An 18,803-nucleotide genomic window follows, 5' to 3' on the forward strand; every position below is an offset into this window, starting at 1 on the left:
GTCTGAACCAGGATTTTTAAAGATTTCTAAGACTAGCGAACTATTTAGCATAGGTATCATGAAAATCCTATAAATCTTGTGAAAATCCCGGTTCAGACCTCAGAGCACCAGCAAATTACACCCCCTTACATCCGAGTTGTCAAAACGGCCGATAACGCGGAAATCGCCCTTATCGCCAACATACTGGCCTAGATCCTGCGTTTCTATGAACGAACAGGAATCCAGATTAGCCAGGTCAATCACATTGATACCGCCAGTACGTGTATAATCGGCGGGATATAGCGAAAAAGGATCGTTGATATCCCGTAGCACGATACGTAGCGTTGAACTTGGCCTGAAAATACCGTCGCCAGCGGAGTAGGCTTGCGATAGTAACTCCGTCATGCCATATTCGGAGTGAACCGACGATACACCCAAATGATTACGTAGTAGCTGGTGGACTTCTTCCCGTAGCAATTCCTGACGGCGCCCTTTCATGCCGCCTGTTTCCATCACAATCAGGTTTTCGTTTGTACTGAGAAACGACAAATCCGCTGTAGACTCGGCCCAATCGAGCAAACCGAACGTAACGCCAATCAGCAGAATTTTTTTCTCATCGGGTTGTTGCGTAAGTTTCCGAAGCTGTTCGGTTAATTCATGGTGATTATGTAAGTAAAAACCCGATTTGTCGGAGCCAGTTTGCGCTATAAATTGGCGAACCATATACACCAGCGATGAGTTATTTCGTTCAAGATAAGACGGCAGCAAAGCCAGAATGTGGAAGTTGCTGAGCGGTCCATACATCTGTTCGAAAATGTCGGTACAGATGGCGTCATAAAGTGCTGGATCAGATACGAAATGGCGACTGGTACGTTCGCCAGTTGTGCCACTACTGGCAAAGGTCAGCGTATCCGGGTCGGGTTGCCAATTAGGTTGCCGACCTGTCTGGATAACGTGGTTCCTGAAAAAGCCAATTGGCATAAACGGGATCTGACGTAACGTAGTGACCTGATTGGCCTGGACGCCGAGATAGTGCAGATAAGTGCGATATAACGGATTGAAGGTTGCCTGATACTGAAAAACAGCCAGCGCCAGCGATTCGAAAGACGGAAAAGTGGGTCGTTGAGCGCTTATCGTTAAAACCTGCTCACGTAGTGATTGACGAAGTGTGATTGCTTCGGGCAAACGCATTGTTAGAAAATAAAATAGTAAAAACTTTACCTGCAATACGAGTACAACAGTATGCAACGACAACTAATTCAACGATACCTGCTGGTCGTAGTAGTGGCCCTGACATTATCGTCTTGTTTTACTGAACCCGATTACCCCGACACACCATCCATTGAGTTTAGAGGTATCTTCAAATATACCCTACCGGCAGGACAAGGTATCGGGAAGTCGAAGCGGGATTCAGTGGTGATCACCATTGGCTTTAAAGATGGTGATGGTAATCTGGGTACCACTGTCAACTCGCCAACCTATAAAGCCGACTCGGCCCGCTATGCTCAGAATGGCAACTGGGGGAATTACCAGATTCGTACGTTTCGCTTCATCAATAACCGCTACGTCGAATATACGGATCAGGTAAACGCAAACTTGCTGTTCCCGGATCTTACTGCCGGGAAACCCAAAGGAGCTATTGAGGGTTCGCTCGATTTTAATCAGCTTTTCCCTTACGGTACCGTTATTCAGATGTACCCGACAAAGTTTCAGATCAAAATTCGGGATCGTAGTCTGAACGAAAGCAACGTAGTAGAAACCGATACAATCAGCCTGCCGTTTGCCAGGTAGGCCTTTCGTTCTACGCTTCTTTTTCGGAAGGCTGTGCTTGCACGGCCTTTTTTTGTTGGCCGGTGTCCGCGTTTAGAATAATTCGGAAGGTAGTACCTTTGCCAAGCTCCGAACTTTTTACGAACAATTTTCCACTGTGGTATTCTTCGACAATACGTTTGGCCAGCGTCAAACCAAGCCCCCAACCTCGTTTTTTGGTGCTAAAACCGGGTGTAAACACTTTTTGCATGCTGGCTTTGGGAATCCCTTTACCCGTATCGGTAATGTCGATAGCGATTTCCTGGTTAGACAGCGCCTGCATAGTAAGTCGTAATTCGCCAACGCCTTTCATGGCATCAACCGCATTTTTGCAGATGTTTTCAATAACCCACTCAAAAAGTAACTTGTTGATCTTGACAGTCTGGTCGGCTGGAATCTGACTGGCCAGGCTCATTTTTACTTTCGTAGAAATTCGCTTCGACAGATAGTCTGTAAATTGCTCAACCACGGTAGTGATATTCTCCTCTTTTAGCGTTGGAATGGAGCCAATACTGGAGAAACGGGCCGTAATGGTTTCCAGACGGCTGACATCCTTGGCAATTTCGTCGGTAATGGATTCGTCGTATTGTGCCGGGTCTGAACGCATGAATTCGACCCAGGCCATCAGCGACGACATGGGCGTGCCAAGCTGGTGAGCTGTTTCTTTCGCCAGTCCAACCCAAACCCGGTTTTGTTCAGCTCTTCGCGACGAACTGAACGCCAGATACGCCAATACGCCTAAAGCCCCCAAAATAGCCAGGAGCACCCAGGGGAAATACGTTAGTTGTCGGAGCAGCGTTGAATTATCGTAATAGACCAGTCCGCGTTCGCCATTTCCAATTTCAACCACTATGGGCGGATGCCGCTTTTTCATTTCCTGTGTCTTATCCCGAAGAAATTGCTGCTTACCTTCGTCGGTCAGGTTTTCGGGGAAATCGATGTTGAGGGGCTTGGATATCTGCCCATTAGGATCAACATAGATGGCGGGTACAGTTCGGTTGGCTTCCAGAATCTCACTCGTCACGAACGTAAGATCACCCGAATCGAAGTGGCTTGGGTCAACCAGATAAGCTATGGTTTTGGCGTACAGAATAACGTAGTGTGCTTCGCGTTCTTCCAGTTTATTGATCAGTCGATTGGTGTAGAGTAGCGATGCCGTTCCAACCAGCAAAAGGTTGAGCGCGACAATTATTTTCAGCGAATTATTCTGGTTATAAATATCAAATGATTTCAGCATGTTTTCGCACGGCTTCCCAGATCAAGCAGAAAATAACTGACCCTGAGAGTGACTTCTATTGTATAAAAATAGGCCAATAAACAATTAATTCGCTACTTTACCCCTACTGATTGATGAGGATAGACGGCCATTTAGTTCATAAACGAGAAAAGCACATTAATTGTGCTAACCGGAACGACTACAGCGACTCAACTGTTACTAATCTGAATAGGATTCAATAAAGAAAATGCCATGCTATTTGGATTATTTCTAAATAGATATACCGATTATACACTCTGTTTCCATCTCCGATAATTGTGCTGTAATTTTGTGCTGGCTAAGGCCGTCTAGTGTGATTCGTAACGATGTTAGATACTTTTAAATCAATTAGTTTATCCCATAAAACGGCACCTCTCAAAGTGCGGGAGCTAATTGCACTTAACGAAGACGAAGCAAAACAACTGATGCTCCGCTTGCGGGACTTTTTTGGTCTGTCAGATTTGCTCGTTGTCTCTACTTGCAACCGTACGGAGGTCTATTACGCATTTGAACAGGATTTGAATGCCGAAATTGCCCGCTTACTGCTTATTGAGAAAGGTCTGACCGATACCGATCAGTATTTGCCTTATTTCCAGTTTTACGGTGCGCATAACGATGCGGTTCAGCATCTGTTTGAAGTTTGTGTTGGCTTGCATTCGCAGGTAGTTGGTGATATGCAGATCCCGAATCAGGTGAAGCATGCGTACCAGTGGTCAGCCGATCTGGATATGGCCGGGCCGTTCCTCCACCGGTTGATGCATACCATTTTCTTTACCAACAAGCGCGTTACCCAGGAAACCCCGTTCCGGGATGGAGCCGCTTCGGTTTCTTACGCTGCTGTCGAATTAATTGATGAACTTGTTGGTCATAATCAGAACCCGAACGTACTGGTTATTGGTCTTGGCGAAATTGGGGCCGACGTTTGCCTGAATCTGGAAGCGCGGAACCTGAAAAATATTACACTCTGCAACCGTACGCAGGCAAAAGCCGAAGCATTGGCCAGCCAGTACGGGTTCCGCACCGCCGACTTTACAAACCTTACCGAAGAAATCCGGAAAGCCGACGTCATTATTTCGTCCGTAATGCGCGATGAGCCACTGATTACGCCATCGTTGTTGCAGAATCTGAACGTACTGACCTACAAATATTTCATTGACCTGTCTGTACCACGTAGCGTGGACGCTGCGGTTGAGCAGATTCCGGGAGTTTTGGTCTATAACATCGATCATATCCGTAATCGGGCCGACGAAGCGTTAAATCAGCGCCTGGCGGCTATTCCACAGGTTGAAGCGATTATCGCTCAGGCTGTCGCTGAGTTTGGCGACTGGTCGAAAGAAATGGTGGTCTCGCCCACGATCAACAAGCTTAAAAATGCGCTGGAGCAAATTCGTAAAGACGAAATTGCCCGCCATCTGAAACATTTGAGCCCCGATGAGTCGGAGAAAGTGGATAAGATTACGCGAGGCATCATGCAAAAAATTATCAAACTGCCGGTGCTTCAGCTGAAAGCTGCCTGTAAGCGGGGTGAAGCCGAAACGCTGATCGACGTACTGAACGATCTGTTCGATCTGGAAAAACAGTCGGCTGTCGATTATAAACAGGAACATTGATTCTCGGACTTATACTGTTAAAAACTCCCAAATCGTTACTGATTTGGGAGTTTTGCTTTTATAGACTTCCACGCTACGTATGTCCCGTTTCTTAAATACGCTTCTTCGGTTGATGTTTATTGCTGTTCTGGTGGCCGGGCTCATTGCCATTTGGGAGCAGATTCGTGGGAGCGACGTGATGAGTCGGTTCCGGCGGGGCGATAAAACCACGCAGAGCATTGTTCTAAAAGAGGTAAAAGCGCTAGGGAAGCTGGAATTAGTGAGCTACACGTTCAAGGATATTATTGAACATGAGCACGTCAACACCTTTTTGCCGAATGCGAACGCCGTATTGATCGTAGAAGGCCAGGCCACGGGCTGTATCGATCTGACCAAAATAAAACCAGCGGATATTCAGGCCGACGGCGATTCTATACTAGTGATACTGCCTAAACCAGAACTGTGTAGCTGGAAAATAAATCACGATAAATCCAGGGTTTACGACACCCGCTTTTCGTTTTTAGATGAGTCACAGCTGGTCAGTGATGCGTATCGGCAAGCCGAAAAACAGATTCGGCAGGCGGCCCTGACTGGAGGCATATTAGAGCAGACTCGCCAGAATGCAAACCAGGTGCTGAAACCATTGCTCGAACAAGTGTCGGGGCGAGGAGTGCGACTTTCTTTTCAGGAGTAACCTCCCCGAACGATTTTGTAGCTGGAAATGGGCCGTAAAGAAAAACTTCGGGGCCAAAAGAATGATTTTCGGCATCATTTTGGTAACATCGTCTATAGTATGTCGTTTTTAACGTAACAGGTTTAGATTATCAATGCCCATGAACGCAAAATCACTACCGGTCACTAATGGCAGCTTGCTGATTGCTGAACCCTATATGGGCGATACGAACTTTGATCGCAGTGTTGTTCTGGTTTGCGAACATAGCCCCGCAGGAACGTTTGGATTAGTGCTTAATCAAACCACTGATTTGCAACTAGGCGATGTTATAGAAGATGTATATGCGTCGCAGCCTTTATTTGTGGGTGGCCCCGTACAACAAAATACGCTTCACTTTATTCATCGTCGCCCCGATCTGATCGATGGATCAATACGTGTCACCAATGGCCTCTACTGGAGTGGTGATTTCGACCAGGTGAAGCAGGCTGTCAACATAGGTACGCTTTCGGAGCAGGATATTCGCTTTTTTATTGGCTACTCAGGCTGGGATGCCGGGCAACTCGCCGGAGAACTGGATCAGAAAGCATGGATCGTGAGCCGGGCCGACGCTACGTTCCTTTTCGAAACACCAGCTGACCAATTCTGGCGTGGTGTCTTAAAAAAGATGGGGGGCGAATTCAAGTCTATTGCCCATTATCCGGTCGATCCACGGCTGAATTAAGTTCAATCCTGATGTTGACGGCAATATCTTAACTTTTTTTAACCAATTTTGTCGGATAATTAGCCGTTATTGGAGGGTTAACGTCCTTCCATAAGTTTTGTATGCAGGTTTCCCGACTACTACTTTTAGCATTTTTAGTGAGTTCGCCCTTATTGGTACGGGCGCAAAGCAATAAGCCCGTTGGCGGTCATTTTGGTATAAAAATAGGCGGCTCATTAACGCGAGTAGCCATTTCCGGTACCAGCGCCAATATTCCGAAACAGAACCTCGATCCTAATCTTGGTATCATGTATCGGTACCGGCTTCACCGGCTGGTGCTGCAACCAGAAGCGTTGCTGAATATAAAAGGAGGTTCATTTCAGACGTTGCCAACTCAGGTTGGTGCTGAACGGCAAACCATTAATAATACGTATTCGTATCTGAGTGTGCCTGTTCTGCTGGGTTACATTCCTACCGAAGGACTGACGATACAGGCGGGCCCCGAATTTAGTTATGCGCTTAATTCGGGTTCAACGAACGGACCCGCCACCAAAACGGATCTGGGCGTAGTGGTTGGTGCTCATTACGATTTTCTGGATATGGCCGATAAGTTTAGCCTCCACGTTCGCTACATCTATGGGCTAGCCAATGTATCGCCTGAGGCAACGGCAACGTATCAGAACCGCGTTTTTCAGGCGTCGATTGTTTACAATCTATACCCCAAGAAGAAGAAATAGTTGCCGACCCGCAGACTTCTATGCTTTCCGACTTTGGTATCATCTTACTGTTTATTCTGGCGGCCTTCGCGTTCATTGGGCTGGTGCTGTTTATTGCGCGCCTGCTACGTCCGAATCGCCCGAATGTAGAAAAAAACAGTACGTATGAGTCGGGGGAAGAGCCGGTTGGTAACGCGAATATTCAGTTCAACATTCGTTTCTACGTAGTGGCGCTGGTATTCGTGCTGTTCGATGTTGAGCTGGTTTTTCTGTTTCCCTGGGCTACGGTCTTTGGGCAAGAATCGCTCATTCAGGCAACGGATGGTTTGTGGGGCTGGTTTGCGCTGGGCGAAGTAGTTCTGTTTGTTGTCATTCTGGCGATTGGTCTGGCCTATGTATGGGCCAAAGGCTATCTGGATTGGGTAAAACCACAGCCTAAAATTCCAACAATGGAAACGAAAGTGCCAGTCGATTTGTATCAAAAAGTAAACGAACGCTACAAACGATAGCCTTCCTGTTTGCTTACCGAACTCCGACGTAATTATGGCCTCACCTTCTGATAAATCTGGCGAAGCAAGTGTCATCCTGATGCACTCCGAAGACCTGCTCAACTGGTCGCGCGAGAAATCGCTCTGGCCAATGAGTTTTGGGCTGGCCTGCTGTGCTATTGAGATGATGCAGACATTTGCGGCTAACTACGATCTGGAACGATTCGGGATATTTCCGCGCCCTTCTCCCCGGCAGTCGGATATTATGATCGTTTCCGGCACGGTAACGTATAAGATGGCTGATCGGATTCGGCGACTGTACGAACAAATGCCGGAACCACGCTACGTTATTTCGATGGGCTCGTGCTCCAACTGCGGAGGGCCTTACTGGCAACATGGTTATCACGTAGTGAAAGGGGTTGATCGCATTATTCCGGTCGATGTGTATGTGCCTGGTTGCCCACCCCGCCCCGAAGCACTGATTGATGGATTTCTGAAATTGCAGGAAAAAATCAGAACGGAGCATCCGTTGCTGGGAAATAAAGAAGTCGTATTTTCGGGTGCTGAACCTACCCAGTCCGACGATCTTTCGACCCGTTCCTAATGAACATTTTCCGTGCTACGTTACGCCAGACTCTAGGCTCATTACGGCTTATATGGTTGCTCTATGCCATTACGTTGGTCATGGCTCTGGTAGCGGCATTACCGTTCTACAATACGCTTAAGGCTGAAGCCCAGAATTCGCTGGCATTTTTGAACCTATTGGATGGGGTCGACTACACGATCTATTCGGATTTTATGCACCGTAGTAGCCGTGCCATTATGCCTTTACTGAGTGTCGGGCGTTGGTTAGGGCTGGTCCATCTATTTGTCAGTGTATTTGTAGCGGGAGGTATTCTTCTTCGTTTTGCCCAGCCCAGAGTACCATTTAGCGTTGGCTTGTTTTTTCAGGGTTGTGTGCAGTATGTTGGTCGTTTCCTGCGGTTGTTTGCAGTTTCATTCCTGTTTGTGGTAGTCGGGGGTGGCATCTGGCTCGTTATGGGTACGTTGGTCAATGTTCTTCTGGAAGATGTATTGACGGAGCGCGGCCTATTCTGGATTGGAGCCGGTTTTTTCGCTTTGTTTATGCTGACGGTAACGCTGGTTCTCTGTATTGGCGATTATGCCAAAGTTCTCATGTTTCGGGAGGATGAGCACCGCGCTTTACGGGCTTTTGGGCAGGCCGGTAGGTTAGTACTACGTCATTTGGGCAGAACATACGGTATATACTGGCTATTGATAGTAGTCGGAACCGGCTTGTTTGGTATTTATTTCCTGATTGATGGTTGGGTTATGATGAGCGGCTGGGCAACTATTATCGCTATGCTGCTGGTGCAGCAGGCCCTCATTTTTGCGCGGGTTTTGCTGAAAGTATGGTCGTTGGGAATTGCTTACACTACGTATGAGACGTTGCCCAAACCGGTAATTACGGTTTCTCCAGTCAATTCCTCTTTTTCGCCAATAACTATAGAGAATACTGGTGATAGGGAGACGGCAATCGATTAATCGTTAGCTTTTAAGTCATTTATAGTCAATAAAGGGGCTGTGGTTCCCTAATCTTCTTCGGTCATTTCGTAATATTGCAGAATTGTTGTGATTTAATTTACTCATTCTGCCGTATGGCTGTTCCTACTCTCCCTCAAAAAACCGAATCTACTGAAGCCGGTTTGTTCAGTTTACCTGTTATCGTTGCCGCTCTTGGCTATTTCGTTGACATTTATGACCTGTTGTTGTTCGGCATTGTCCGGGTGCCCAGCTTACAGGATCTCGGCCTGACTCCCGACCAAATCTCGACCGTTGGGGCCAGTATTCTGAACTGGCAAATGGGTGGTCTACTACTCGGAGGTATCCTATGGGGTGTTCTGGGCGATAAACGTGGCCGCTTATCGGTGTTGTTTGGCAGTATCGTTACGTACTCCATTGCCAACATTGCCTGTGGATTCATTAAGAACGTTACGTTCATGGACCCTACCGTTTATTACGCGCTTATGCGATTTGTGGCGGGCATTGGTCTTGCCGGTGAATTAGGAGCAGGCATTACGCTTGTCAGTGAAATATTACCTAAAGAAAAACGGGCTGTTGGTACGTCGCTGGTGGCGGGTATTGGGCTTTCGGGTGCCGTAGTGGCTTATTTCACGGTAAAATATTTTGACTGGCAGATGGCCTTTTTCGTAGGTGGTGGACTTGGCATTGGCCTGTTGCTGCTGCGGGTAGGCGTGGTAGAGTCCGGGATGTTTAAGAACGTAACGGAGCAGGACCATGTCAGTCGGGGCGATTTCTTATCGTTCTTTACCAATGCCAATCGCCTGGGTCGTTATCTACGCTGTATTGGTATTGGCCTGCCGACCTGGTTTGTTATTGGGATTCTCGCTACGTTCAGTAACGAATTTGGAAAGGCGCTGGGCATTACGGAAGAAGTGCAGCCCGGTTTGGCCATCATGTGGTGTTATGTTGGCCTTGCCGTGGGCGATCTGGCCAGCGGTTTCATCAGTCAGGCGATGGCTTCGCGCCGGAAAGCGGTTATGTTGCTGATGGGCGTTGCTCTTGTGTTTAGTCTGGTTTATCTGTTTGTCGGGATTCAGAGCGCGACTGCTCTGTATGGATTGTGTTTGGCAATGGGTTTCGGCATTGGCTACTGGGCTATGTTTGTGACCATCGGAGCGGAGCAGTTTGGGACAAATCTCCGCGCTACTGCTGCCACAACGGTACCCAACATGGTGCGTGGTCTGGTTATTCCGATGACGTTGACGTATCAGGCGCTGAAGCCCTCCTTAGATACAATTAACTCAGGTGCCGTAGTCGGCCTGATCAGCTTTATACTCGGTTTTTACGCTATCCTGACTATTCCCGAAACCCACGGAAAAGATCTGGATTATCTGGAGGAATAATCAGAACCGGGATTTATGTGATTTTATTGACCGACTTTGATTTTTTTTCGCTTCAAAGAAGCGCTTGAATCAACTAACTCAAAGTCAGTCAGTAAAATCACATAAACCCCGGTTCTGACAAAATTATATGGAAACAGCTACTTCGTCTCGCGTCTCGTTACGTTCGTTATTTGCGTTGCCGGTTATTGTATCGGCGCTGGGCTATTTTGTGGATATCTACGACATGGTCATTTTTACCATTGTCCGGGTGCCGAGTCTGGAAGCGTTGCAATTGACGAAAGCCGATATTTCGACGGCTGGTACGTTCATTCTGAATTGTCAGCAGGCGGGTTTGCTGGTGGGCGGTTTGCTATGGGGCATTCTGGGCGACAAGCGCGGTCGTATGTCGGTGCTGTTTGGTAGTATCATTACGTATTCGTTGACCAATATTGCCTGTGGTTTTGTACAGGACATAAACACCTATGCTTTTCTTCGATTTGTGGCTGGTGTTGGCTTATCGGGCGAAATTGGGGCCGCTATGGTGCTGGTATCCGAAATTCTACCGAAAGAGATTCGGAGTTATGGTACATCATTGATTGCGGGTATTGGCTATCTGGGTGCAGGCGTTGCTTACCTGACTGCCGAGTATTTCAGCTGGCGAATGGCGTTCTGGGTAGGCGGTAGCATGGGCCTTTTGCTGTTGCTGCTACGTGTCAGTGTGTTTGAGTCGGGCTTGTTCAGCAGCCTGAAAACGCAGCATAAGGGCGTTAGTCGCGGAAACTTTCTTTACTTTTTTAGTAGTCGGAAGCAGGCCATCAAATACCTACGGTGCGTAACAGTAGGTATTCCAACCTGGTTTGTCGTGGCTATTCTGGCTACGTTCGCTAACGAACTCGGCGAAGCGTTGGCTATTCCCGGCGGTTTGACGCCCGGCCGATGCGTGATGTTTATTTACGTCGGTTTTGCCATTGGCGACTTTTTTTGCGGTCCGCTAAGTCAATGGCTCCAGTCGCGACTGAAAGCAATTATTGGTATGCTGGTCGTGAGTGCGCTACTGAGTGTTGCCTATCTGTCGGGGGGGATCAGGACCGCCGACGGTATTTATATCATCTGCCTATTAGCTGGTATCGCGACGGGCTATATTGCCATGTTCTTAACGATGGTCGCCGAGTTATACGGCACCAATCTACGTAACACTGCCACTACGTCGGTACCCAGTGTCGTGCGTGGTACGGTCATTTTTATAACGCTATCCTATCAGGCGCTAAAACCATCGGTGGGCGTGCTGACAGCGGCCAGTATTTTAGGTGTCGTAATATATGGACTGGCGTTCTGGTCGCTGAGTCGAATGGAAGAAACATTCGGCAAAGACCTCGATTTTGTCGAATAGTGTTTTTCAGAAAGACCTCATAGCTTCTATTTCTTCTGTATTAACCGGCTCTTTCTAAGATAATATTCTGTTAATAGTACAGGAATATCTTTCTTTCACTACAATTTTGGGCCTTAAACCGCTCATCACTTTCTTTGACCGTTGCTCACTAAGTCGAGCGGTTAGCTTCCGTATTTGCATCATTGGGTTGACAGCTAAAGGTTTTAAACTTAACTATTCAACTCAATGAAAACCTCCATCAAAGTTCTCGCCAGCGCATTCGCTTTTTTCGTTAGTGTATCGGTTTCGTCGTTTGGTTTTGCACAGGGCGACCAGCCCGAGCAGAAAGGATTTGCTCTTGCTATGTTTCCGTCGAGCCAGCCCTCTAAAGTGTGGCTATGTCTGGAAAAATATAAAGCTGATAATAAAATCAGTGTTCAGTTGGTCGATGAAAATGGTCAGGTAATGTTTCAGGAGGCTTTGCCAACAAAAGGTGGCAAGCGTAACGGCTATCGTCAGCAATTTGATTTGAGCGATATTAAAGACGGCAAATACACTTTCCGTATTACGGATGGTAATCAGATTGAAGAACGTACATTCAAATTGTCGACGCCCAACATAGAGCAGCAATTGCCAGCGCGACATATCTCGATGAATTAAGAACATCAGCTTGGCTGATACGCAGGATCAGCAAGCCATAAACACCAAAAATGGGGCATTAACAGTAGAAGTTAGAATCCAGAAAGGCACGAAGCATTGCTCCGTGCCTTTTTTCATTACGATCTAGCCAGTTCTTTTATAACTTGCCAGTGGCTAGCCTTAACCAACATGCAATCGTCCGCAACATCTGCTTCTAGCGCCGTTTCACTACGGCCTCTTTTTTCTATTCCCGTTATTGTGGCCGCTCTTGGCTATTTCGTTGATGTGTACGACTTGTTGCTCTTCAATATTGTTCGGGTGCCGAGTCTTAAAGATATGGGTTTGTCGGAGTCCGATATTTCGCTTATTGGCGGCAAAATCCTGAATTACCAGCAGGCAGGTTTGCTGCTTGGTGGCATTTTATGGGGCATTCTGGGCGATAAGCGCGGCCGATTGTCGGTGTTGTTCGGCAGTATCATTACGTACTCGCTGGCTAATCTGGCCTGTGGCGTTGTGGAGGACCCGCAAGTGTACGCCTGGCTGCGGTTTGTGGCTGGGTTAGGGCTAGCTGGCGAGCTGGGGGCTGGCATTACGTTAGTCAGCGAGATTTTGCCGAAAGAACTCCGTGGCTATGGCTCGTCGCTGGTAGCCAGCGTGGGTTTGCTGGGGGCTGTCGTTGCCTATTTTACAGTAGCTCTTTTCAACTGGCGTACTACGTACTTTGTCGGTGGAGGATTAGGACTGGGTTTACTGGTGCTACGGGTGAGTGTGTTTGAATCGGGCATGTTTAAAAAAGTGCAGAAAGCCAACGTATCGCGCGGTAATTTCTGGGCACTGTTTCATGGTGGTAATCGACTGATTCGTTACGTCCGTTGTATGGGTATTGCCTTACCGACGTATCTGGTGATTGGGATTCTCGCTACGTTCAGCAATGAATTTGGGAAAGCGCTTGGTCTTGACGAAGCTGTTCAGCCGGGTCGGTGTGTGATGTTTACGTATGTTGGCACCGTTCTGGGCGATCTGACGAGCGGGATTCTGAGTCAGCAATTACGATCCCGGAAAAAAGCCATTGGGCTGATGATGGGTTTGACGGCCATTTTTGTTGTAATCTATTTGTTTGGCGGTATTTCTTCGGCCGATACGTTCTATATCCTTGCTGCGCTGATGGGTTTTGGGATTGGTTATATTGCTATGTTCCTGACCATTACGGCCGAAAGTTTTGGTACGAACCTTCGGGCAACAGCCACCACATCCGTTGCCAATAACGTTCGGGCCACTACGTTGCTGACCATTCCGGCTTTTCAGGCGCTAAAACCATCGTTAGGCGTATTGAACGCGGCAGCTATTGTTGCTAGTGTTTGTTTTGGATTGGGATTCTGGGCACTGATAACTATGGAAGAAACATTTGGTAAGGAACTGGACTATACAGAGGAATAACAGCAACGATCTTAATGTACTCTTAGTCAGTAGACAATATAAATCACGTACCTTTGGTTTATGAACCGGGAACACAATCGGAAGCGGCTGAGGGAAGAGACATTCGACATCTGTATTATTGGGGCTGGTGCCAGTGGAGCAGGCGCTGCTCTGGACGCTGCCTTGCGTGGCTATCGTGTAGCCTTACTAGATCGGGGCGATTTCGCCAGTGAAACCTCGTCGCGGTCGACCAAGCTGATTCATGGTGGTGTGCGCTATCTGGAGCAGGCTATCAAGAAGCTCGATCTCGCTCAGCTCCGTCAGGTTCGACATGGTTTAGCTGAACGCCGGACCGTGATCCGTAACGCGCCACATCTGGCCTATCCCTTGCCGTTACTAACTCCCGTTTTTAGCTGGTTCGAAGGCATGTATATGTCGGTCGGTTTGGCGATGTATGCTTTTTTTGCCGGTCACGATAACTTTCCTCAGGGACGTTGGCTGACTAAGCCGGAAGCATTGACGGAAATGCCCACGCTTACCGACCGGATGCACAGTGCTGTGCTGTACTACGACGGGCAGTTCAACGATGCGCGTTACGCGCTGGCGCTGGCCCATTCGGCCGATGAGGCTGGCGTTGCCGTTGTTAACTACCTTAACGTAACAGGATTTGAGCGCGATAATGGGCGGTTAACGGCAGCGATTGTAAATGATCTACTAAGCGACGATACGTTCCCCGTTCGGGCAAAACTCTTTCTGAATTGTACGGGCCCTTATTCTGATGCCGTTCGGTTGATGGCGAACCCGGAAGCGGAACAGCGGATACGACCCAGCAAAGGGGTGCATATTGTGTTGCCACGCGAAACGCTTCAGAGCGATTGCGCGATGTTGATCCCGAAAACGGCTGATGGTCGGGTCGTGTTTGCGATTCCGTTTGGCGACAAAGTGTTTGTTGGTACTACCGACGACGATTACCAGCAGTTGGATCAGGAGCCTGTTCTGGAACCGGCCGAAGTTGATTATCTGCTGGAAACGCTACGTCCTTATCTGGCCAAAAACCCCGATAAGTCGGACGTAGAAGCAGGCTTTGGCGGTATTCGCCCGCTGATAGTCAGTAGTCGGGCTACCACCAAAACGCTCCTGCGCGATCATGAAGTGGAATATGACTCCGCGTCGGGATTGCTGAGCTTGCTGGGCGGAAAATGGACAACATATCGGTTGATGGCGCAGGATGCTATCGACAAGGCGGGCGAGTTGTTGAACAACTCAACGCCTGGCAAAACAGAAAACCATTATCTAGTCGGTGGCGAAAACTATCGGTTTGACGACTGGCAATGTATCCAGCAACAGACGAATCTGCCAACTGATGTCTGTCAACATCTGATGCGAACGTATGGCAATCGTGCTCAACGAATCGCTGATCTGGCATCGTCAAGGCCGGAGTTAAGCGAAAAAATAAGCCAGCAGCAGCCTTTTATCAAAGCTGAAGTTGTCTATCAGGTTCGGGAAGAGATGGCCGTTACGTTGCGCGATGTGCTGGCTCGTCGCTGGCGCCTTGAATTATCGGACTGGCAGCTTACCATTCGGGTTTTGCCAATAGTAGCTGAACTGATGGCTCGCGAATTGGACTGGAGTGATCAACATCGTCAGCAACAGATCAATTCGTATCAATCGCTACTCAATACATTCCTGAAAAGAGCAGGGCTGACTACACAACCAGCGAACGTTACGCATTTATAAACAACGTACAAGACTGACGTTTATCAAGGTAAAGCCTGCCTTTACTCATATCGGATAACGAGATAAGTCGCTTGTTTTGAGCCATCAAACAAGCCGATTGTATCTATGAAAACGATACTGGTTCCCACCGATTTAAGTCCCGTTGCTACGTATGCACTCGATGTTGCGGTTGAGTTGGCTCGTGCCAATCGGGCCGAGATTATTCTGCTGCATACAGTTCTGAATGAATTTATTCCGGCTCTTGATCCCAATACTGGTCTGGCATACGATAGTACGCCGTTCTATCAGGATGCGCTGCAGGAGGCCGAAGAGACATTGCTGAAAATTAGTGCCAATCCAGACTATGCTGATGTTACGATCAGGCCTACGCTGGGTAGTTCTATGAATGGATTGCTCAGTAATATCGCTGAACAGCACGCTGACCTGATTGTGCTCGGGTCAAAAGGCGCATCTGGCATTCTTGAATGGCTGGAAGGTTCTAATGCCGAACTAATTGTCCGATACGCAACCTGTCCGGTTTTAGTCATTAAAGAGCCTGTTACGCATTTCAATCCTCAGAATATTGTTGTTGGAATCGATGTAGACGATAAACTGAAACGACAACATACCTATCCATTTCAACTTAAGGATGATGTTATCCAGCAGTTTGTTTACGTATTAACGCCTACTGATAATCGGGAGCCTGACGGTATTCGGGACTGGTTCAATGAATTTGCTAAATCGACCGGGAATCAGTCATATAGCCTCAGTATGTTGCACGATAAAACGGTACCAGAAGGCATTCTCCAGTATGCGGAGTCTGTGCAGGCCGATTTGATTGTCCTCTATACCCACGGCTATACCGGGCTCCAGCATTTTCTGCAAGGTAGTGTCGCCGAAGACGTATTAAATCATTCGAAAGTTCCGGTGCTGATTATGAGGGTATAATCCTGTGATGCCAGTCGTCAATTAATAAATCTTTAGTTAATCGAAAATTTACCTTCTTCATGGATAAGGACTTAACTGGAAAAACGGCCCTGATAACGGGTGCTGCTTCAGGAATTGGTAAGGCAACCGCTATCTTATATGCTCAGTATGGAGCCAACGTAGTGCTTTCGGATCTTGACGAGATGCAGGGGCAGGCCGTTGCCGATCAAATCAAGGCTACGGGCGCCAACGCTCGATTTGTCAAAGCCGATGTGAGCGATCCGGCCCAATGTCAGAAACTGGTTGAGGAGACTGTTGCTACGTTTGGTCAACTCGATATTGCCTTTAATAATGCAGGCATCGGTGGCGAATCGAACGCTACCGCTGATTACTCGCTGGAGGGCTGGCACAAAATCATTAACGTTAATCTGAATAGCGTTTTCTATTGCATGAAGTACGAGCTGGAAGCCATGCTGAAGCAAAACTCGGGTGGTGCCATCGTCAATATGGCTTCTATTCTGGGGCAGGTGGGTACAGCGCATGCGCCCGGCTACGTAGCGGCCAAGCACGCGGTGGTTGGATTAACAAAAACGACGGCTATCGAGTATGCTACGAAAGGTATACGTATCAATTCGGTTGGCCCGGCCTATATCGATACGCCTTTGCTGAATGCCATTCCAGATGAAGCGAAAAAGCTGCTGGTTGGCCTACATCCCATCGGGCGATTGGGAAAATCAGAAGAAGTGGCCGAGTTGGTGGTCTGGTTATCGTCCGATAAGGCCTCGTTCGTTACCGGGGCTTACTATCCTGTAGACGGCGGTTATCTGGCCCAGTAAATGGGTTTAAATCCCCACGGAGAGACAGAGGAATGGTTTCTCTGCTCGTCCGTAATATAAATAGCTGACGAGCGCAAAGGATTGGTGTATGGGTAGTTAGACAGAATGGCCGGAAGAGTTGTTTGTCCTCCGGCCATTTCGAGGCAGTTTAACGGGCATTCATTGACAATAGCAGCAGCGGTTTACTGTAGCATGTACTGCAAAGAGCCGCCGTCGACGGCGATATCAGCCCCATTGATGTAACTGGCCGCTTCAGAAGCTAGAAACAATACCGTGCTGGCAACTTCGTCAGCAGTTCCCAATCGCTGAAGTGCATTTTTCGACGCTAAGTAGGTCAGTGCTTCGGGCGAAGCTACCGATTCCAGACCGGGTGTTTTTATCGGCCCTGGGCTTACGATATTGACACGGATTTTTCGCTCGGCCAATTCATTGACGGCAATATCGGCTATTTTATTGATGGCGGCCTTCGTAGCGGAGTATACGCTGTTTCCTGCGAATGCAGCTGAGGCTACCCCCGACGAGATGAATGTGACTGACGAACCATCCGCCAAGTGTGGGAGCAGCTTTTGAAGCGTAAACAAGTGTCCTTTGACGTTCGTATTGAACTGGGCATCGAAATCAGCTTCAGTGATCTGTTCGATCGGCGCCACTATGGCCGTAGCGGCATTAAGCAGCAGTACATCCAGTTTTTGTTTGCTTTCTGCCACCGCCTTTTCCAGCACAGCGATACCCTCTAGGTTTGATGTATCAGATACTACCGTCTTTAAATTCGGGCTATTGATTTCTTTCGCAGCTTGTTGCAGGTTGACCGCGTTTCTGCCCGTGATCCAAACGGTAGCTCCTTCATTAATAAATGCCTTAGCGGTTGCCAACCCGATTCCCTGGCTTCCGCCGGCTATAACTACGTTTTTGTTTGCGAACTTCATTTTATTCAGGTTTCATTATCTACTCTGCAAACATAGTTTATTGAAGTTTATTTTAGTTACTTTGTTACTAGATGTAACAGTATATTCTCGGTAACTAAGTAACTCATGATAGAAAACGTGTGTCATAAAAAGGAGATTATGGCGATCCACGACTCGATGGACGTGCTGAGTGGAAAATGGAAGATTTCTATTCTTTCATCAATGTGTTATTACAAGGAGCGACGGTTTTCGGATATCCTGAACGATCTTAAAGGGATTTCGAATAAGCAGTTGAGCAAGGAGCTGAAGGAACTGGAGCAGAACAAACTGGTCGAACGGACCGTCCTGAATACCCAGCCTGTTGCTGTAAACTATAAGTTAACCGAATACGGCTGGACCTTACAGGACATTATTTATAATCTTGCCAACTGGGGCGAAAAACACCGGCAGGTGATTTTTGGTGATAGGTAGGTGATTGAATGACTTACGGGCAATTGATTGATCTGAGCTCTTAAGTGAGGCTATCATTATCGAAACAGCTACCTGATTTGGGAGGATTGTAAGGAATCAGAAACTGTACGACGAAAAGCGTAGCTAGTATTACCCAATCCGGATTTCTTTCTCGTCGTGGTATTGCTGACGGCCATCGGACCAGTTCAGATAAACGCGCCATAGTCCCTTAGACAAATGTGCCGTTGAGAAAACCTGTCGTGGTTTAGCCGTGGGTTTAACCGGAAATCGGATGGAATCGTAAAGGTTATTTGCCCGACAGAATGTAAGATCACCTTTCTGAAAGGACAAGGGTAGCACAAAGGCCAATAGCTGAGATGAAGGCTCGAATGTCATCGGAGGAAGGAGGTTAAACGAGGAGTGTATCGCT

The 18,803-nt window shown here is 47.8% G+C and carries 20 protein-coding genes; 16 read left to right on the forward strand and 4 right to left on the reverse strand.

Translation table 11 applies throughout. The features are described 5' to 3' along the window. Nucleotides 1-99 precede the first annotated feature (99 nt). The gene (locus GK108_RS04090; RefSeq protein WP_163943145.1) at nucleotides 100-1,170 is read right to left on the reverse strand and encodes an acyl transferase; all 1,071 of its coding nucleotides are present in this window, start codon (nucleotides 1,168-1,170) and stop codon (nucleotides 100-102) included. A 51-nt stretch (nucleotides 1,171-1,221) separates the two neighbouring features. On the opposite strand from GK108_RS04090, the gene GK108_RS04095 reads away from it, so the two are divergent. Next, nucleotides 1,222-1,770, forward strand: coding sequence for a hypothetical protein (locus tag GK108_RS04095; RefSeq protein ID WP_163943148.1), 549 nt, complete (start codon nucleotides 1,222-1,224; stop codon nucleotides 1,768-1,770). Between the two features lie 10 nt (nucleotides 1,771-1,780). Here GK108_RS04095 and GK108_RS04100 read toward each other — a convergent pair whose 3' ends face one another. Then, nucleotides 1,781-3,025 carry a sensor histidine kinase gene (locus tag GK108_RS04100; RefSeq protein WP_163943151.1) on the reverse strand — a complete coding sequence of 415 codons (1,245 nt, stop codon included), beginning with the start codon at nucleotides 3,023-3,025 and terminating at the stop codon, nucleotides 1,781-1,783. Between the two features lie 344 nt (nucleotides 3,026-3,369). Between GK108_RS04100 and hemA the strand changes: the two genes are divergently transcribed. The 14 genes from hemA to GK108_RS04170 all read left to right on the forward strand — a co-directional run bounded on the left by hemA (nucleotide 3,370) and on the right by GK108_RS04170 (nucleotide 17,018). After that, nucleotides 3,370-4,653, forward strand: coding sequence for a glutamyl-tRNA reductase (gene hemA, locus GK108_RS04105; RefSeq protein ID WP_163943154.1), 1,284 nt, complete (start codon nucleotides 3,370-3,372; stop codon nucleotides 4,651-4,653). 79 nt (nucleotides 4,654-4,732) lie between these two features. Continuing rightward, nucleotides 4,733-5,326, forward strand: a complete 594-nt coding sequence (locus tag GK108_RS04110) for a DUF4230 domain-containing protein (protein WP_163943157.1) — start codon at nucleotides 4,733-4,735, stop codon at nucleotides 5,324-5,326. A 139-nt stretch (nucleotides 5,327-5,465) separates the two neighbouring features. Then, entirely contained in the window at nucleotides 5,466-6,026 is a 561-nt protein-coding gene (locus GK108_RS04115; RefSeq protein WP_212592708.1) for a YqgE/AlgH family protein, read from the forward strand. A gap of 101 nt (nucleotides 6,027-6,127) precedes the next feature. Next, on the forward strand, nucleotides 6,128-6,742 hold the full coding sequence (locus GK108_RS04120; protein WP_163943165.1) for a porin family protein: 615 nt from the start codon (nucleotides 6,128-6,130) through the stop codon (nucleotides 6,740-6,742). 20 nt (nucleotides 6,743-6,762) lie between these two features. Continuing rightward, the gene (locus GK108_RS04125) at nucleotides 6,763-7,230 is read left to right on the forward strand and encodes an NADH-quinone oxidoreductase subunit A (RefSeq protein ID WP_163943168.1); all 468 of its coding nucleotides are present in this window, start codon (nucleotides 6,763-6,765) and stop codon (nucleotides 7,228-7,230) included. Nucleotides 7,231-7,264: 34 nt separating this feature from the next. Continuing rightward, nucleotides 7,265-7,813, forward strand: coding sequence for an NADH-quinone oxidoreductase subunit B (locus GK108_RS04130; protein WP_163943171.1), 549 nt, complete (start codon nucleotides 7,265-7,267; stop codon nucleotides 7,811-7,813). Continuing rightward, the gene (locus GK108_RS04135; RefSeq protein ID WP_163943175.1) at nucleotides 7,813-8,754 is read left to right on the forward strand and encodes a hypothetical protein; all 942 of its coding nucleotides are present in this window, start codon (nucleotides 7,813-7,815) and stop codon (nucleotides 8,752-8,754) included. The genes GK108_RS04130 and GK108_RS04135 overlap by 1 nt, the downstream gene beginning before the upstream one ends. Nucleotides 8,755-8,867: 113 nt before the next feature. Continuing rightward, nucleotides 8,868-10,136: an MFS transporter gene (locus tag GK108_RS04140; protein WP_163943177.1), complete on the forward strand. Its 1,269-nt coding sequence runs from the start codon at nucleotides 8,868-8,870 to the stop codon at nucleotides 10,134-10,136. A 127-nt stretch (nucleotides 10,137-10,263) separates the two neighbouring features. After that, the gene (locus GK108_RS04145) at nucleotides 10,264-11,505 is read left to right on the forward strand and encodes an MFS transporter (RefSeq protein ID WP_163943180.1); all 1,242 of its coding nucleotides are present in this window, start codon (nucleotides 10,264-10,266) and stop codon (nucleotides 11,503-11,505) included. A gap of 225 nt (nucleotides 11,506-11,730) precedes the next feature. Further along, a complete protein-coding gene (locus GK108_RS04150) occupies nucleotides 11,731-12,144 on the forward strand; it encodes a T9SS type A sorting domain-containing protein (RefSeq protein ID WP_163943182.1) in 414 nt (137 codons plus the stop codon). Nucleotides 12,145-12,312: 168 nt separating this feature from the next. Beyond that, entirely contained in the window at nucleotides 12,313-13,560 is a 1,248-nt protein-coding gene (locus GK108_RS04155; protein ID WP_163943185.1) for an MFS transporter, read from the forward strand. Nucleotides 13,561-13,620: 60 nt separating this feature from the next. Further along, complete coding sequence (locus GK108_RS04160) at nucleotides 13,621-15,276, forward strand: glycerol-3-phosphate dehydrogenase/oxidase (RefSeq protein ID WP_163943189.1); 1,656 nt, start codon at nucleotides 13,621-13,623, stop codon at nucleotides 15,274-15,276. A gap of 105 nt (nucleotides 15,277-15,381) precedes the next feature. Continuing rightward, nucleotides 15,382-16,203, forward strand: a complete 822-nt coding sequence (locus tag GK108_RS04165; protein ID WP_163943193.1) for a universal stress protein — start codon at nucleotides 15,382-15,384, stop codon at nucleotides 16,201-16,203. A 59-nt stretch (nucleotides 16,204-16,262) separates the two neighbouring features. Beyond that, a complete protein-coding gene (locus GK108_RS04170; protein WP_163943196.1) occupies nucleotides 16,263-17,018 on the forward strand; it encodes an SDR family NAD(P)-dependent oxidoreductase in 756 nt (251 codons plus the stop codon). Nucleotides 17,019-17,200: 182 nt separating this feature from the next. On the opposite strand, the gene GK108_RS04175 is transcribed toward GK108_RS04170, so the two are convergent. Then, nucleotides 17,201-17,944 (reverse strand): SDR family NAD(P)-dependent oxidoreductase, encoded by a 744-nt coding sequence (locus GK108_RS04175; protein WP_163943199.1) that lies wholly within the window; start codon nucleotides 17,942-17,944, stop codon nucleotides 17,201-17,203. Nucleotides 17,945-18,049: 105 nt separating this feature from the next. Here GK108_RS04175 and GK108_RS04180 point away from each other — a divergent pair, with 105 nt between their 5' ends. Beyond that, complete coding sequence (locus GK108_RS04180; RefSeq protein WP_163943201.1) at nucleotides 18,050-18,394, forward strand: winged helix-turn-helix transcriptional regulator; 345 nt, start codon at nucleotides 18,050-18,052, stop codon at nucleotides 18,392-18,394. Between the two features lie 129 nt (nucleotides 18,395-18,523). On the opposite strand, the gene GK108_RS04185 is transcribed toward GK108_RS04180, so the two are convergent. Further along, nucleotides 18,524-18,769: a hypothetical protein gene (locus tag GK108_RS04185; protein WP_163943204.1), complete on the reverse strand. Its 246-nt coding sequence runs from the start codon at nucleotides 18,767-18,769 to the stop codon at nucleotides 18,524-18,526. Nucleotides 18,770-18,803: the final 34 nt, after the last annotated feature.

The sequence above is a fragment of the Spirosoma terrae genome (assembly GCF_010435915.1).
Taxonomy (GTDB): domain Bacteria; phylum Bacteroidota; class Bacteroidia; order Cytophagales; family Spirosomataceae; genus Spirosoma; species Spirosoma terrae.